The organism is Lactiplantibacillus herbarum (assembly GCF_001039045.1).
GTDB lineage: Bacteria > Bacillota > Bacilli > Lactobacillales > Lactobacillaceae > Lactiplantibacillus > Lactiplantibacillus herbarum.
Genome location: NZ_LFEE01000009.1, coordinates 7,025 through 22,665, shown reverse-complemented (window position 1 = coordinate 22,665; position 15,641 = coordinate 7,025). Strand labels below are relative to the sequence as shown.

Annotated in this window: 15 protein-coding genes; 5 read left to right on the top strand and 10 right to left on the bottom strand. The window is 45.3% G+C overall.

Translation table 11 applies throughout. The features are described 5' to 3' along the window. Positions 1–127: 127 nt before the first annotated feature. Positions 128–1,033 carry a proline-specific peptidase family protein gene (locus ACG95_RS02970; RefSeq protein ID WP_047999080.1) on the top strand — a complete coding sequence of 302 codons (906 nt, stop codon included), beginning with the start codon at positions 128–130 and terminating at the stop codon, positions 1,031–1,033. Between the two features lie 77 nt (positions 1,034–1,110). On the opposite strand, the gene ACG95_RS02965 is transcribed toward ACG95_RS02970, so the two are convergent. The 7 genes from ACG95_RS02965 to sufC form a co-directional block, all read right to left on the bottom strand. Then, positions 1,111–1,986, bottom strand: coding sequence for a helix-turn-helix domain-containing protein (locus ACG95_RS02965; RefSeq protein WP_047999079.1), 876 nt, complete (start codon positions 1,984–1,986; stop codon positions 1,111–1,113). Between the two features lie 24 nt (positions 1,987–2,010). Beyond that, positions 2,011–2,349 (bottom strand): metal-sulfur cluster assembly factor, encoded by a 339-nt coding sequence (locus tag ACG95_RS02960; protein WP_047999078.1) that lies wholly within the window; start codon positions 2,347–2,349, stop codon positions 2,011–2,013. Between the two features lie 548 nt (positions 2,350–2,897). Further along, positions 2,898–4,304, bottom strand: coding sequence for a Fe-S cluster assembly protein SufB (gene sufB, locus ACG95_RS02955; protein WP_047999077.1), 1,407 nt, complete (start codon positions 4,302–4,304; stop codon positions 2,898–2,900). Next, on the bottom strand, positions 4,301–4,771 hold the full coding sequence (gene sufU, locus ACG95_RS02950; RefSeq protein ID WP_047999076.1) for a Fe-S cluster assembly sulfur transfer protein SufU: 471 nt from the start codon (positions 4,769–4,771) through the stop codon (positions 4,301–4,303). Before sufU ends, sufB begins: the two co-directional genes overlap by 4 nt. Further along, positions 4,758–5,996: a cysteine desulfurase gene (locus ACG95_RS02945; protein WP_047999075.1), complete on the bottom strand. Its 1,239-nt coding sequence runs from the start codon at positions 5,994–5,996 to the stop codon at positions 4,758–4,760. The genes sufU and ACG95_RS02945 overlap by 14 nt, the downstream gene beginning before the upstream one ends. Beyond that, a complete protein-coding gene (gene sufD / locus ACG95_RS02940) occupies positions 5,980–7,275 on the bottom strand; it encodes a Fe-S cluster assembly protein SufD (protein ID WP_047999074.1) in 1,296 nt (431 codons plus the stop codon). The genes ACG95_RS02945 and sufD overlap by 17 nt, the downstream gene beginning before the upstream one ends. 12 nt (positions 7,276–7,287) lie before the next feature. Then, positions 7,288–8,082 carry a Fe-S cluster assembly ATPase SufC gene (gene sufC, locus ACG95_RS02935; protein ID WP_047999073.1) on the bottom strand — a complete coding sequence of 265 codons (795 nt, stop codon included), beginning with the start codon at positions 8,080–8,082 and terminating at the stop codon, positions 7,288–7,290. Between the two features lie 260 nt (positions 8,083–8,342). On the opposite strand from sufC, the gene ACG95_RS02930 reads away from it, so the two are divergent. The 3 genes from ACG95_RS02930 to ACG95_RS14135 are packed head-to-tail and all read left to right on the top strand — an operon-like array spanning position 8,343 to position 10,741. Further along, positions 8,343–8,573, top strand: a complete 231-nt coding sequence (locus ACG95_RS02930) for a FeoA family protein (protein WP_047999072.1) — start codon at positions 8,343–8,345, stop codon at positions 8,571–8,573. 1 nt (position 8,574) lies between these two features. Further along, positions 8,575–10,563: a ferrous iron transport protein B gene (gene feoB, locus ACG95_RS02925; protein WP_047999071.1), complete on the top strand. Its 1,989-nt coding sequence runs from the start codon at positions 8,575–8,577 to the stop codon at positions 10,561–10,563. Between the two features lie 16 nt (positions 10,564–10,579). Continuing rightward, positions 10,580–10,741, top strand: a complete 162-nt coding sequence (locus ACG95_RS14135) for a FeoB-associated Cys-rich membrane protein (protein ID WP_082137285.1) — start codon at positions 10,580–10,582, stop codon at positions 10,739–10,741. Positions 10,742–10,753: 12 nt separating this feature from the next. On the opposite strand, the gene ACG95_RS14500 is transcribed toward ACG95_RS14135, so the two are convergent. The 3 genes from ACG95_RS14500 to ACG95_RS02915 form a co-directional block, all read right to left on the bottom strand. Beyond that, entirely contained in the window at positions 10,754–10,915 is a 162-nt protein-coding gene (locus tag ACG95_RS14500; RefSeq protein ID WP_160300357.1) for a hypothetical protein, read from the bottom strand. A 496-nt stretch (positions 10,916–11,411) separates the two neighbouring features. Continuing rightward, a complete protein-coding gene (locus ACG95_RS02920; protein ID WP_047999070.1) occupies positions 11,412–13,172 on the bottom strand; it encodes a thiamine pyrophosphate-binding protein in 1,761 nt (586 codons plus the stop codon). A 351-nt stretch (positions 13,173–13,523) separates the two neighbouring features. Further along, positions 13,524–14,831, bottom strand: a complete 1,308-nt coding sequence (locus tag ACG95_RS02915) for an NCS2 family permease (RefSeq protein WP_047999069.1) — start codon at positions 14,829–14,831, stop codon at positions 13,524–13,526. A gap of 303 nt (positions 14,832–15,134) precedes the next feature. Here ACG95_RS02915 and ACG95_RS14335 point away from each other — a divergent pair, with 303 nt between their 5' ends. Further along, entirely contained in the window at positions 15,135–15,296 is a 162-nt protein-coding gene (locus tag ACG95_RS14335; RefSeq protein ID WP_152668269.1) for a hypothetical protein, read from the top strand. Positions 15,297–15,641 lie beyond the last annotated feature (345 nt).

Below are 15,641 nucleotides of genomic sequence, written 5' to 3'. Positions count from 1 at the left end.
TTAGCACCCCACTTGCAAATCATCACAGAAAGCCTTTATTATCCTGTAATCGAGTCCTAGCGACTTTGACCGCACTTCGTTATCAGTGGTAAAATACAACTAAAATCTTTAGAAATTAGGTGATCATTTGAAACAAGGAACAACTATCATCACATTGGATAATGGCTACCATTTATGGACCAATACTCAGGGTGAAGGCGACATCCAACTACTTTGCTTACATGGTGGCCCCGGTGGCAGTCATGAATACTGGGAAAACTTCGGTGCTGAACTAGCAGACTTAGGTGTGCAAGTTTCAATGTACGATCAACTTGGTTCATTCTATTCCGACCAACCTGATTACTCTGATCCAGAAATCGCAGCTAAATACCTCACTTACGACTATTTCTTAGATGAAGTTGAAGAAGTCCGGCAAAAATTAGGCTTGGATAACTTCTACTTAATCGGTCAATCATGGGGTGGTGCTTTGACCATGATGTACGCACTGAAATACGGCCAACACCTTACGGGTGCCATTATTTCAAGCATGGTCGACAACATCGACGAATACGTCGTCAACGTTAATAAGTGTCGTGAAGAGGCCCTTCCTGCTGATGCCGTAGCTTATATGAAACAAAAAGAACGTGAAGGCAACTGGGACGATCCTCAGTACCAAGAATACGTGGACGTTTTGAACGCCGGTTACGTTGATCGCAAGCAACCAAAATCAATTCGTCATTTGATCAGTACCATGGCAACCCCCGTCTACAACGCCTTTCAAGGTGATAACGAATTCGTCATTACTGGTAAATTGAAGGATTGGGATGTTCGTGACCAGATCCACAACATTAAGGTCCCAACCCTGCTAACTTTCGGTGAACACGAAACGATGCCACTCGACTCCGCACGGCGGATGGCTCGTGACATTCCTAATTCACGCTTAGTTACCACGCCAAATGGTGGTCATCATCACATGATCGACAACCCACCAGTCTACTTCGGCAACTTGAAACAGTTTATCCGCGACGTTGAGGATGACAGTTTTAACAAGTAATTGATCAGTTAAGAATACCTGTCCAATTAAAAATCGTCCCGCACTTTATAATGTGCAGGACGATTTTTTAGTCTTCATTAATTGTTTACTTGTTCAGTATAACGTTGTCGTAAGGCTGCCAACTTAACTTCGACCACTTGATCGTGATTGATCCGCGCAAACGCCAGGGTCTCACTCATCAATTGTTCAATTACTGTTTCATCAAGCTGCTGTCTGACTGCATTTTCCGCTGCCAAATACTTTAAACGGGGCAAGTAGTACGTGACGTGTTCCGTCGAGCACAAGTCGATCCCAGCAGTAAGCAACCGATCGCTACTTGCAAACTGGTCAACTGTAGCATCATATTCGGCAGTATAGAAGATCAACGTCAACAGTCGTAAATAATCCCGACTGCTAACACTGGTTAAGGCTTCCTCCACGTAATCATGCACAAGATCAAAGTAGAATTGTGCTTTTGTGAGGGTGCCCAAACGACCATACATAATCCCCAAGCCCACGTAAGCTAGCGGTGTAAAAATCGTCTCGTGTGCATGATCTAAATCGTCTAAGATCTGTGAAAAATCAAAGCACACGTCACTAGCCGAACCATTGATTAAGGACCGTAGCATCCCACGCAAATAGTAATACTGTAACCGCAACGGAACTGCCGTCAACTGTTCAATTGGCATGGCGGTAAGTGCCTGCAACACCGTTTGGTAATCTTCCATCATCAATTGCCGCTCAATCTCATCGAGTCGTTGGCGCAACCGAGCAACTGAACTCGCATCATCCGCATTGAGCTCATCCACGGTTAAACCTAACCGTTCACAGAGTTGTTCCAAGATTGCCAATGAAGGTACCCGCCCCTGTCGTTCAAACTTACTCAACGTGGCCTGCGTACAAATTCCCGCCGACAATTTCACTTGCGATATCTGCAGGGCCTTGCGTTGAGCCACAAATTTTTTAATATCCATTCCGCTTAACCCCGTTTCTAATCACTAACCGTGAATGCCGAGCGCGACCTTTGCAAAGCGCGTCATTTTACTCATATCCCAGGCAGGCTCCCAAACTAAGTCGAGTTCGCAGGCTTTAACGTCAGCGACACTCAAAACTGCTTGGCTAATTTGTCCTGCCAGTACGTTACCTAAGGGACAGCCCATCGTTGTCAGCGTCATTGTTACGGTACAGTTACCCTCAGTTGTCACCTTAACACCATAAATCAAGCCTAAGTTCACAATATCCACGCCCAATTCAGGATCAATGACCCCTTCAAGTGACTTCATCACCGCATCTTCCACGGGTGACAAAGCGGCTACTTCCTCAAAATCTGCTGCCATTACGACATGCCCCCTCTTTAATAACTTATTATTAGCTTAATTATATCATGGTTACGCCGGTTCACTGCCGCCTACCGGGGTGGCCCGCCAATTTCTGGAACGTGATGGGCATCGATTGAAGCTCACAGCCAAAAACGCTGCAATCTTCAATACGAGCCTTATTCTAAGCCAAATGAAACCCACATTCGACTAAGAATAATTTCATCACTGAGCATTGTCGGACCACCCCTCACGGCTAGAATCATCGTCTAATATCCTTGCCCGTAAAGCCCTGTAATCACACTTCAAGTAGCATCGACAGAATAATTAGCCAATGCTACTTGAAATAAATCATCAACTATTTTTAAAATCAGTCTAGCCGTGAGGGCACTTTTAATCGCGCCCAGTGGTGAAATTATGCTTGATGAGCGTTGTGTGCTCATTTAGCATAAGGCTCGTATTTGAGATTGCGGTGATTTTCCGTAAGCCCAAATCGATGCCCACCACGTTCCGGCAGCGATTAAAAGTGCCCGGCAGGCGGAAATAAACGTGCAATTTAGATACTAATACTATCCAATCGACCCTTCCATTTCAAAACTGATCAAGCGGTTCAGTTCAACCGCGTATTCCATTGGAAGTTGTTTGGTGAATGGTTCCACGAAGCCCATGATGATCATTTCGGTTGCTTTGGCTTCCGAAATACCACGACTCATTAAATAGTAGAGTTGTTCCTCAGAAATCTTTGAAACCTTAGCTTCGTGTTCCATCGCAACGTTAGCACTGTCGATTTCGTTATAAGGAATCGTATTCGATGATGACTGATCATCCATGATGATCGTGTCACATTCAACGTGTGCCTTAGACCCTTCAGACTTCTTAGTGAACCGAACCGTCCCACGGTAATCGGTGGCACCACCGGTTTTTGCAATCGACTTGGAAACGATTGAGCTAGACGTGTTCTTAGCGTTGTGAATCATCCGGGCACCAGAGTCTTGGTGAATCCCGTTGCTGGCAACCGCAATCGACAACATGGTTCCTCGAGCACCCTCACCATTTAAATAAACGCTAGGGTACTTCATCGTTACTTTAGAACCTAAGTTACCGTCGACCCATTCCATCGTGGCATTTTCGGCAGCGGCGGCTCGTTTAGTCTCCAAACTGTAGACATTGTTAGACCAATTTTGAATGGTTGTGTAACGACAGTAAGCGTCACGTTCAACGTTCACTTCAACAACGGCAGCATGCAAACTGTCAGAAGAATAGTTTGGCGCCGTACAGCCTTCAACGTAATCCACGCTGGCACCGTCTTCAACAATGATCAACGTACGTTCGAACTGTCCTGAGTTTTCAGCATTCAAACGGAAGTACGATTGAATAGGGGTCTTCGTCTGGACACCCTTCGGAACGTAGATGAAGGAACCACCAGACCAAACCGCTGCGTTCAAAGCTGCGAACTTGTTATCAGATGGCTTAACTAACTTACCGAACCACTTCTTAAAGAGTTCTGGATAGTCGTGTAGAGCCGTATCCGTATCAGTGAAGATAATACCTAGCTTCTCAAAGTCTTCACGCATATTATGGTAGACCACTTCTGATTCATACTGTGCTGAAGAACCGGCCAAGTATTTCCGTTCTGCTTCTGGAACCCCTAGTCGATCAAAGGTTTTCTTCAAATCAGCAGGAACTTCATCCCAATCACGGAATTTCTTATCCGTCATTTTCTGGTAGTACAACATGTTCTTTAAATCCAATTGAGTTAAATCTGGACCAAATGGTGGTAACGGCATCTTCAAGTATTCATGATACGCGTTAAGCCGGTAATCCAGCATCCACTGGGGTTCATTTTTAGCTGCAGAAATTTCACGGACTGTCTCTTCGGTTAAGCCACGTCCCGTTGAAAACGCTGGTTTTACATCATCATGGAATCCATATTCATAATCGCGGTCATTTGCGACCACGTCAGGTATTTCGCTCATACTTCTGATTCCTCCTCATTGCCGCCGTGTTCTGCCAATAACGCTCGCTGAAGTGCCCACCAAGATAAGGTGGCACATTTGATTCGCGCTGGAAATTGCATCACGTTTGATAAGATTGCGGCGTCTTGTAATTCATCCATATCCGCTTGTGAATGTTCCTTACCGATTGCCATATCTGAGAACGTCTTGGCCATGGTCAAAGCGTCCTCCTTTGATTTACCCAATACAGCGTCGGTCATCATACTAGCTGAAGCCTGACTGATCGTGCAGCCTTCACCCGTAAAACCAATGTCTTGAATCAGGTCGGCATCATCTAATTGAACGGATAAGTTGATAACATCCCCACAAGTCGGGTTCTTTAACGTAATCGTATGGGTGGCACTGGTCAACGCCCGTTTATGGTGCGGGTGATCAGCGGCATCCAAGATCACTTCACGGTACAAACCGCTTAATTTAGATAGTCCCATGATTGAAAAACTCCTTCGTTGCTTGGAGTGACGTTAATAATTGGTCCGCGTCAGCTTGCGTATTATAGATATAGAAGCTAGCCCGAGCAGTTGCCACAAGGCCCAACGCTTCCATCAGCGGCTGTGCGCAGTGGTGACCGGCACGAACGGCAATCCCTTCCATATCAAGGGCCGTTGCCACATCATGTGGATGCAAGTTTTCCAAGTTAAACGCAAGTACACCGGTATGCTTGGCTGGATCTTGAGGGCCATAAACTGTGATACCCGGCATCGCAATCAGCTTAGGTAATAGGTACGCGACTAATTCTTGTTCATGTTTCTGAACATTCACCATTCCCAATTTCGTTAAGTAATCGACCGCTGCGCCTAAACCAATCGCACCCGCAATATTTTGGGTGCCCGCTTCAAACTTCCACGGTAACTCTGCCCAAGTACTACTCTGCTGGTGGACGAAACCAATCATTTCACCGCCATATTGATATGGTGGCATTGCTTGTAATAAAGCTTTACGGCCATACAAGATACCGATACCCGTTGGCCCCAACATCTTATGCCCAGAAAAGGCATAAAAATCGACATCCAAGTCTTGCACATCAACAGGCATGTGCGGCACGGCTTGAGCACCATCCGCAACCATTACGGCTCCGTGTTGGTGTGCTAATTCAGCCAACTCTTTGATTGGCGTGACCGTACCCATCACGTTACTAGCATGGGCAATCGCCACAATCTTAGTGTGATCCGTGATCTTAGCAGCGGCATCCGCCATATCCAGCTCGCCATCAGCTGTCAGTCCGATAAACTTCAGCGTGGCGTGCTTCTTAATCGCCAGTTGTTGCCATGGAATCAAGTTACTGTGGTGTTCCATAATCGAAATCACAATTTCATCGCCAGCATTAACGTTAGCTTCGCCATAGGTACTAGCAATCAAGTTTAGACCGTCCGTTGTGCCCTTAGTAAAGATGATTTCAACGGTATCCGCCGCGTTGATAAAGGTTTTGACTTTACCGCGCGCAGCTTCATAGTCAGCCGTTGCTCGTTCCGCTAAGGTGTGCACACCGCGATGAACATTAGCATTGTCGTGTTGATAAAAATCAACCAGTGCTTGAACCACTTGATTAGGACGTTGAGCCGTTGCGGCGTTATCGAGATAAACGAGTCGTTCATCATTGACCGTTTGATCTAAGATTGGAAAATCTGCGTGTAACGCCTCAAAGTTCGATGCCATCTTCAAGCTTCCTTTCGATCGTGTTGGTTAGTCGGTCCCGAACCGGTTTAGCTGGAATCGCACCAATCACCGTGCTGAGGAATCCCCGGATAACTAATCGTTGGGCTTGTGCCTTGTCGATTCCACGACTCATTAAGTAATACATTTGCTTTTCGTCAATTTGACCGACACTAGCTGCGTGACCGGCCAAAACGTCATTTTCATCAATTAATAGAATTGGGTTAGCATCACCATGCGCGTCATTCGACATCATTAAGACCCGATTTTCTTGCTCAGCGTGAGCACCCGAAGCCCCATGGATAATGTGGCCGATACCATTGAAGATCAAGTTTGATTTTTCCATGATAACGCCCCGTTGCACGATATTCCCGGTCGTCTTCTTACCACGATTGGTGACACGAGTATTGATGCAGACATTCTGTTCCTTAGTCGTGACCGTAATTACTTTAGCATCGGACTTCGCGCCTTCACCAACTAAATCGGAATCGAAATCGCCAAAGGTCTTGCCGTCGTTCATCATCCCGATGGCCCAATCGACCTTAGCGTTACGAGCGATTGTTGCCCGTCGGTTCATATAAGCCATGGTATTAGCACCTAATTCATCAAAGGCTGAATAATGGACTTCACTGTCTGCCCGTGCCTGAATTTCAACTAGTACATTCGCAACATTGGCCACGTCGCCCTTAGTTGTTAAGTGATGGGTCACTGAAAAATGACTATTATCTTCAGCAATGATCAACACGTGGGCAACTAGTGGTTGTTCCCGAGTGCTATCTTGTACCGTATTGATTTCGATCGGTTGCTTGATTGTCACACCTTTGGGGACGTAGAGCAAAGCCCCAGCATTCAAGAAAGCTTCGTGATAACTCGTTAACCGGTCTTCATCCGACTTAATCACCGTCATCAAATACTGTTGAACTAATTCAGGCTGCTTTTTAATTGCCGTCATCAGATCCATCAAGATAACCCCTTGATCAGCTAATTCGGTAGGTAAGTTAACCATCACCGTTGTTGAACCAACCTGCACGAGTTGGACGTGTTCGGCTTCCATCTGCACATCAGCCGTCAAACTTTGATCTGAAGAACTGATCAGTGGTTGATCCGTTGGTGTCAGCGGCCAGTCACGGATACTGAAGCGATTGGCTTTGGGCAGTGCTAGGGTAGCCATTTGGTCGATCGCGGCAACTCGCCGTTCAACTAACCATTCAGGTTCACCGTATTCGCTGGCAGCAGCGGCTACCGACGTTTTTAATTGTTTATAATCAGCAATTGCTTCCATCTTGCGAACCTCCTAGTCTTCGTCGACGAGTTTAACGTCTAAGTCCAAATCGTCGCGTAAACCAGCATACCCTTCGCTTTCAAGCATCTGAGCTAATTCGGCACCACCAGTTTTAACGATCTTGCCACCCATCATAACGTGGACAACGTCTGGAACAATGTAGTTAAGCAAACGTTGGTAATGCGTAATGATCAATGAACCAAAGTTGTCACCGCGCATTGAGTTAACCCCTTTTGAAACCACTTGTAAGGCGTCAATATCCAGGCCAGAATCAATTTCATCAAGCAAAGCAAAGGATGGCTTGATCATGAGTAGTTGTAGAATTTCGTTACGCTTCTTTTCACCACCAGAAAATCCTTCGTTTAAGTAACGTTCCGTCATGGATTCACTCATATTTAGTAATGCTAAGTTCTTATCTAATTCCTTCAAGAAAGCCATGACTGAGATCTGGTCATCGTCAGCCCGGCGTGCATTCATCGCTGCTCGTAAAAATTCAGCGTTAGTAACACCTTGAATTTCAGCTGGATATTGCATGCCTAAGAACAGCCCTTTACGTGCGCGTTCATCAACGGGCATCTCAATGATGCTTTCGCCATTCAACAAGATATCTCCTTGTGTGACGTGGTAAGCTGGTTGGCCCATGATCGTCTGTGACAACGTCGACTTTCCAGTTCCGTTAGGTCCCATAATGGCGTGAATTTCGCCAGTGTTCATGGTTAAGTTAACGCCTTTCAGAATTTCGCGCGACTTCTGTTGTTCATCATCCGTTATTTCAACGTGTAAATCTTTAACTTCTAAGGTTGCCATTTAAATCATCCTCCAAATTTGAATTAAGTATGCCGGTCGTTATTCCTATCGTATATAAGAATAATCATAACCATTAACGCCCTGAATTGAAAAGCCGTTAAACCAGCCTTTCTCTTTGCACACTTAAATTATAACCGTTTTCATTTTAAAAGGAAATATAACTTTTATCATATCTATAAAAGCCCTTTCATGCTAGAATGAGGGTATAAAATTTTTGATGATTATTCGTATTTGGAATATTTCAGGAAGGACGACCAACCATGTTAAGTCAAACTGCCATTACACCCACTACCGCTCCCTTACATATTCAACAATTCACCGGTCTGGATGAGCAGACCGTTCAACGACTGCATAGTCTTGGCCTAACGGTGGGCAGCGCCTTAGTCCCCGTCCGCTTCTATCCGTTCCACGGCCCGGTCATCATCAACGTCAATCAACAACAAATCGGGATTCGTTATACTGTTTTCCAGACGTTGATTGGGGGCGACTAGTATGACCACCGTTGCGTTACTTGGTAATCCCAATACGGGTAAAACCACGTTATTCAATGAATTAACCGACAAATACGCCTACGTCGGTAATTGGACTGGCGTTACCGTTGAAAAGAAAATGGGTAAGATCAAACACTCCGAAATTGAAGTGGTCGACTTACCCGGTGTCTATTCGCTCAGCCCAATCACTAAGGACGAAGCTGTCGTAACAAATTATCTGCTAACGAACCGTCCCGACCTCGTCTTAAACGTGACTAATGCCAGTCAGCTCAAACGTAACTTACTATTGTCGATTGAAGTCTTAGAATTTGGCGCCCCCGTGATCATTGCGCTCAATATGATCGATGATTTGAAACGGACCGGTCACTACTACGACTTCGACACATTGACCGAGCAGCTCGGCTGTCAGGTCAAAGCCACTAACGCCCGTAACAAGGAAGGTCTTGACGACTTACGAACTGCCTTATTACAGGGACCGCAACCCACTGGCAAAAAGTTACAACTCACCTACCCCTTCATGATTGAGCAGGCAATTCGCCAAGCCAGCCAGCAACTAGTCAGTGACTTCGACTTAACGGCTGACTTCGCTCGCTGGTTGACGATCCAGTTTATCAATCAGAATAAGAGTATTCGAGCCTACGCTAAGCACATGCAGCTGACACCATTAATGTCACAGGCAGCCTACTACGACGCCCAAAAATTCGACGACCAGATTTTCCAAACGCGCTTGACCTTCATCGAACAGACTTTGAACCAAGCGAGCGAAAACATCGCCAGCACCAGCCACATTCAAATGACGGCGAAAATCGACAAGTGGATTACCCATCCATTATTAGGTTTACCCGTCTTCGTGGGGATTTTCTTCCTGATGTTCAAACTGTCCTTTGACTGGGTGGGAACGCCAATGTCAGACTTACTGGACGGCTTTTTATCCGGACCAGTCTCCACCACTGCCAGCCATTTACTGACAGCGGCCGGTGCGATTCCAATTCTAAGATCACTGGTAGTCAACGGTTTGATTGCCGGAGTCGGCGGGGTCTTAGTCTTCATACCGCAAATTTTCGTGCTCTTCGCCTGTATTTCGCTACTGGAAGATTCCGGCTACATGGCACGCGCGGCACTAGTTACGGACCGCATCATGCAGATGATCGGCCTGAACGGTAAAGCCTTTATTCCATTAATTATCGGCTTTGGCTGTAACGTAACTGGGATCATGGCTGCTAGAACGATCGAGCAACCCAAGGAACGGTTGATCACCACGCTGATTTCGCCATTCATGAGTTGTTCGGCCCGCTTGCCAATCTACAGTTTATTCGTTGCCGCTTTCTTCCCACGTAACCAAGCCTTGATTGTCCTCTCGATTTACTTTCTGGGGATTGCCGTTGCATTGGGCATGGCTAAAATCTATCAGATTCTATTCAACGTCAAAGATAGTTCGGTTTTCATCGTGGAACTACCCCAATACCACCTTCCTCGCTTAGATATTATCTGGCGTGGAACTTGGGATAAAGGGAAGGGCTTCATCAAAAAAGCCGGGACCATTATTTTCGCCGGGACGGTCTTAATCTGGTTACTGTCTTCATTCGGGACTTCCGGCTTAGTCAGCGACATCGACAACAGCTTTGCCGCCATGCTAGGTAAGGGCCTGTTACCACTATTCGCGCCACTAGGAATCACCACTTGGCAAGTCATCAGTGCCTTGTTCACTGGTATCTTAGCCAAAGAAGTTATCAGTTCCAGCATGATGGTCATGTTCCACACCGCTAATCAAACGGGCTTAATCGCCATGATGGCACGCTACTTCACGCCATTATCGGCATACGCGACGTTGGTATTCATCCTATTATACGTTCCCTGTTTTGCAACAATCGGGACCATCAAGTCTGAAACGGGATCAACCAAGTGGGCACTCTACTCCGTTGTCTCCAGCCTCGCCATCGCCTATGGTCTGGCCTTGATCATCTATCAAGTCGGCAGTTTATTCATTTGAAAGGAGTTCCATCCCCATGGCTTTATTCATTAATCTATTAATTATTGCACTTATTATCGGTGCCGCCGGTTATCAGATCTATCACGTCATTCAACGAGCTAAACGTGGTAAGTGCGCCGCGTGCGACTACGACTGCGAAGCCAAGAAAATGATGACCAAGGCTCAAAAGCAACACTAGCTTAGCGTAAGTCTAATATTTGTATTCTATTTCCGCCTGCCGGGGTGCCCAGCCAATTGCTGGAACGTGGTGGGCATCGATTGAAGCTCCCACAAACACCGTGGAATCTCCAATACGAGCCTTATCGTAAATCGGCACACAACGCCGACTAACGATAATTTCACCACTGAGCATTGTCTGGACACCCCTCTCGGCTAGTTTCGCTTTACCTGATTATGGTTCATCAGACCACAATTTAAACGATATTAAAAATTCAATATATCAAGTTATAGCAGGCATATTAATATGCATTCAAAAAAATACTTAATACATAAACCTCCAACTAATTGGTTATGTGTTAAGTATTTTAATTTGTAAAAATGGGTAATGAATTTACAGTTTAGTAATCCAAAATTTCATTTTCACAACCTATCCTAGCCGTGAGGGAGTTTCAAACTGCGCCCAGTGGTGAAATTATGCTTGGCGAGTGTTGTTTGCTCGGTTAGCATAAGGCTCGTATTTGAGATTGCGGTGATTTTCCGTAAGCTCAAATCGATGTCCACCACGTTCCGGCAGCGGTTTGAAACTCCCGGTAGGCGGGAATCAATTGCTAACATCCAAATACAACCAATCAAAAAAGGCTTGTCCGTCGAAAAGCGAACAAGCCTTTATTTAATAGTGAAGTTTAAATCTATAAATTGTCGCCCTGTGCGCGTAACAATTCACCTAGTGAAGGTTGTTGCTGCACGTCGATGTGGTTGGCTTTAGCGAACCCATCGACTGCTTCTTGACCATAAAGTTTAGGATCTAATGGCATGTAAGCCGTCCCGATTGGATCAGCGTTGTTGATAACCGCGTTGATTACAATTGGCTTCTTATTGCCCTTAGCCTGTAAGTCCTTAATCTGATCAAAGACCGTTTCAACTTCTTGATTATTCGAAACGGTAAAGCCAATCCCGCCAAGACCTTCTGCAACCTTAGCCCAGTCAGCATCCGTCAAATCAACACCGTAGAGATGTTGTTTCGTGTCGACTTGTTCACGGTAAATGAAACCAAAGCGTTGGTTGTTGAAGACAACGTTGATGACAGGTAATTCGTAACGTGCTTCCGTAATAATATCTGGTGCTACCATAGCAAAGCCACCGTCACCGGAGAAACTCCACGCCTGACTATCGCGAACGCTCAACGCACCGGCCATCCCAGCTGGTAACCCAAAGCCCATCGTGGCAAAGAGACCTGATAACGCAAACTTTTGATCCTTGTCCATTGGTAAGCCACGAACAGCCCATTCTGAGACGTTCCCGGTATCGACCCCGTAAGTATCCTTAGGACCAACCATGCTAGCAACTTTTTGCATGACAGCTTCTGGTGCTAAACCGTCCTGATCGTTAGCAGCAATCTGTTTCATCCAAGCATCCCAATTACGTTTATTCTCCTGGTTAGTCGTTAACCATGGCGTTACTGGTAAAGTTTCACCCGTTGCAATCATCGCCTGTAAGTATGCCTTGGCATCACTGAGCACGGCGTAATCAACTGGAACCATCTTACCAATATCATAACTGTTGTTGTTGACTTGAATAATCTTAATACCCTTAGGCCAGAAACCAGCAAATGGGAATTCAGAACCCAAGAATAGGATCAAGTCGGCATGTTGTAAAGCTTCAAAACCAGACTTAGTCCCCAAACGACCGAACGTTCCAATCGCATTGGGATGATCCGTTGGAATCACACCCGTTGCTGGGACAGTGTTCATAACTGGAATATTGAACTGTTCACTGAATTTAACGAGTTCATCACGAGCACCTAAGAGTCCCCGACCAGCATAGACCAGTGGATGTTTAGCAGCTTTGAGTAGGTCCATCGTAGCCGTAATGGCTGCTGGATCAATCTTTTGTTCAAACGTATTTGAAACGACATTTGGCGTTGCTACTGGTTCGTAATCAATCTCTTCAGCTGACAGGTCTTCCGGAATAATCACAACAGCAGGACCATTTTGCCGGTAAGCTTCACGAATGGCTTGGTTGATCACATATGGAATCTGAGCAGCCGTCGTTACGGTCCGGTTATAAACGGCAACGTCACTGAACATTGGTGTTTCATCCATTTCTTGGAAATAGTTCGTATTCATCGTTGGCTGTGGTACTTGTCCGACTAAGGCTAGGACAGGTACGTGATCCATCTTGGCATCGTAGAGACCGTTAAAGAGGTGGGTCGCACCAGGACCAGCTGAACCAAAGGAAACCCCGATTTTACCAGTGAACTTGGCATCCGCAGCAGCGGCTAAAGCGCCAACTTCTTCGTGACGTACCTGAATGTAATCGATGTGTTCCTTTTCGAGGTACAATCCTTCCACGGTATGGTTGATCGAACCACCGGGAATCCCGTATAAATGGTCCACGCCCCATGCTTCCAATACTTTAACTAACGCTTGCCCTGCAATCATCTTTGTCATTAAAATCCCGTCCCTTCAACTAATTAATCCTATTTATTCGGTACTCATTTATTTAACAAGGTCATTATAAAACGTTTTCATTACCAAATGCAATCAAAATCGCTTACTTTTTGTAAGTTATTTAGTTACCCCTAGTCATGATGCTAATTTTGATTCTAAAAATGCGTCATTAACTCACCATTTAATTGTAGTATGCGGCCTTGCCCACTGACAAATCTAACGCATACTTATAAACATTCCTCTAAAATAGGTACGTTTTTCAGAACGCCGATTGGCTACTACACCACTACCATTTAGACGACAAAAAACGCCCAGGATTTTCATCCCAGACGTTTCCACATTTTATTAACACTATATATTTAAGATCCACAAGAACAGGATAAAGATGAAGAACAATACGTACATTAATGGGTGAACTTCCTTGGCATGCTTAGTTGCAACCATCGTAATGACGTAAGAGATAAAACCTAAAGCAATCCCATCTGAGATACTGTAAGTCAATGGCATCCCAATCACTGTCAAGAAGGCTGGTACGGCAATTTCAAACCGTTCCCAACTGATCTGCTTCAATGATTCAGCCATCAATACCCCAACAATAATCAAGGCAGGTGCCGTTACTTGGTCCGTAACCACGTTTAATAATGGTGAGAAGAATAGACCAAAGATGAATAGAAGCCCAGTAACCACGGCACTCATTCCAGAACGACCACCAACCGCGATCCCAGCAGATGATTCCACGTAGGCAGACGTTGGTGAAGTCCCTAACACGGAACCAACTAACATTGACGTCGAGTCAGCCATCAGTGCTTTCCCAACTCGAGGCATTTTGTTGTTCTTCATGAATCCGGCTTGTTCGGCTAAACCAACTAAGGTACCGGCCGTATCAAAGAACGTTACTAATAGGAACGTTAAGACAACGATAATTAATTGTAGTGAGTTAATATCGCCAATATGAGCTAATGCAACACCAAATGTTGGCTTCAATGAAGGTGCAGCGGAAACGATCGTGCTTGGCATTTTAATTAAGCCAGTTGCTAGTCCTAAAATAGAAGTTAAGACCATCCCGATAAAGATACCACCCGGAACTTTACGACTCATCAAGATCAACGTCACGATTAAACCAAAGATGGTTAACCAAGTTGTCCCAACACTCAGGGAACCTAACCCAACGACCGTCGACTTATTCGCAACGATCAAACCACCACCGTGTAACCCAATAAATGCGATAAAGAATCCGATTCCGGCAGAAATAGCTAACTTCATGTCACGTGGAATAGCATCAATAATCATTTCACGTAATTTGAAGATGGTGATTAACATGAAGATAACAGCAGCGACGAACACACCAGCTAAAGCGGTTTGCCACTTGATACCCATTCCGATAACAACTGAATAAGTAAAGAACGCATTGACACCTAAACCTGGTGCGATTGCGATTGGATACTTAGCAACCAACCCCATCAATAAACAGCCTACTGCAGATGCAATGGCAGTTGCCGTGAAGACCGCACCCTTATCCATCCCCGAAGCGCCCAAAACGCTCGGATTAACAAATAGAATGTAAGCCATCGATACAAAGGTCGTTAACCCCGCCAATACTTCGGTTCGCATTGACGTCTTCAATTCCGAAAAATTAAAATATGCCGCAATTTTATTCATGATTCCCTCCAGATATTAACCTCAACGGTAATTGCACAATCGTAAACGTTCGTGTTTATATCATTTTCAACGTGTTTAATCGTATCATTTTGTTTTGTAAAAAGCAATATCCGAACTTAAAATAATTAGCATTGCTTTAAATACGATTTTTAATTCCAAATCACCTGCGCTAGAATTATGGGTGGGTACGTTGGGGCACTTATTTCGCCAATAACTAGCCGATCCATTACGACCAGTCCTTTCCGAGAACGGGTTGAGTCCCCCATCTAACCACTAAATTGATTTTATGGGGGATATTTATCAATGGCTAGTTCCAAAATTACCGCAATCTTTTTCTTGCTTCTATATACCGTGCTACTCTACCTCGTCTTTTCCATGCACAACATGTTGGCAATGGAGTTAATGGCAATCGGCATGTTCTTAGAGGCCTGCGACGGGATTTATTGTAACTTCTTTAAACATTAAGAGTGCGCCCAAAGCCGGGAGTTGCCGAGCATAGCCTAGGGGCAGTGATGATTGCGCTCTTTGCAATTGTTACTGCCCCGTAGCTAAGCGGAAGCAACTGGCTTTGGGCGCACGTTTCGGAAATCAATAATTAGAAACCTTATCAAAGACCAAGTCACTATGGATTATGGCCTAGCAACAGTGCTGATTATGCGAATTGAGTAAGTTGCCTTACTACAATGTTGTACGTGCGGAACTTACCCGCCTACCGGAGCGGGCTGACAACGCTGGAACGCCATGGGCACGGTTTTTGAGCTCACCAGCCTAACCCGCTGACAATCTCAAAACTCGGCCTTACACTAACCT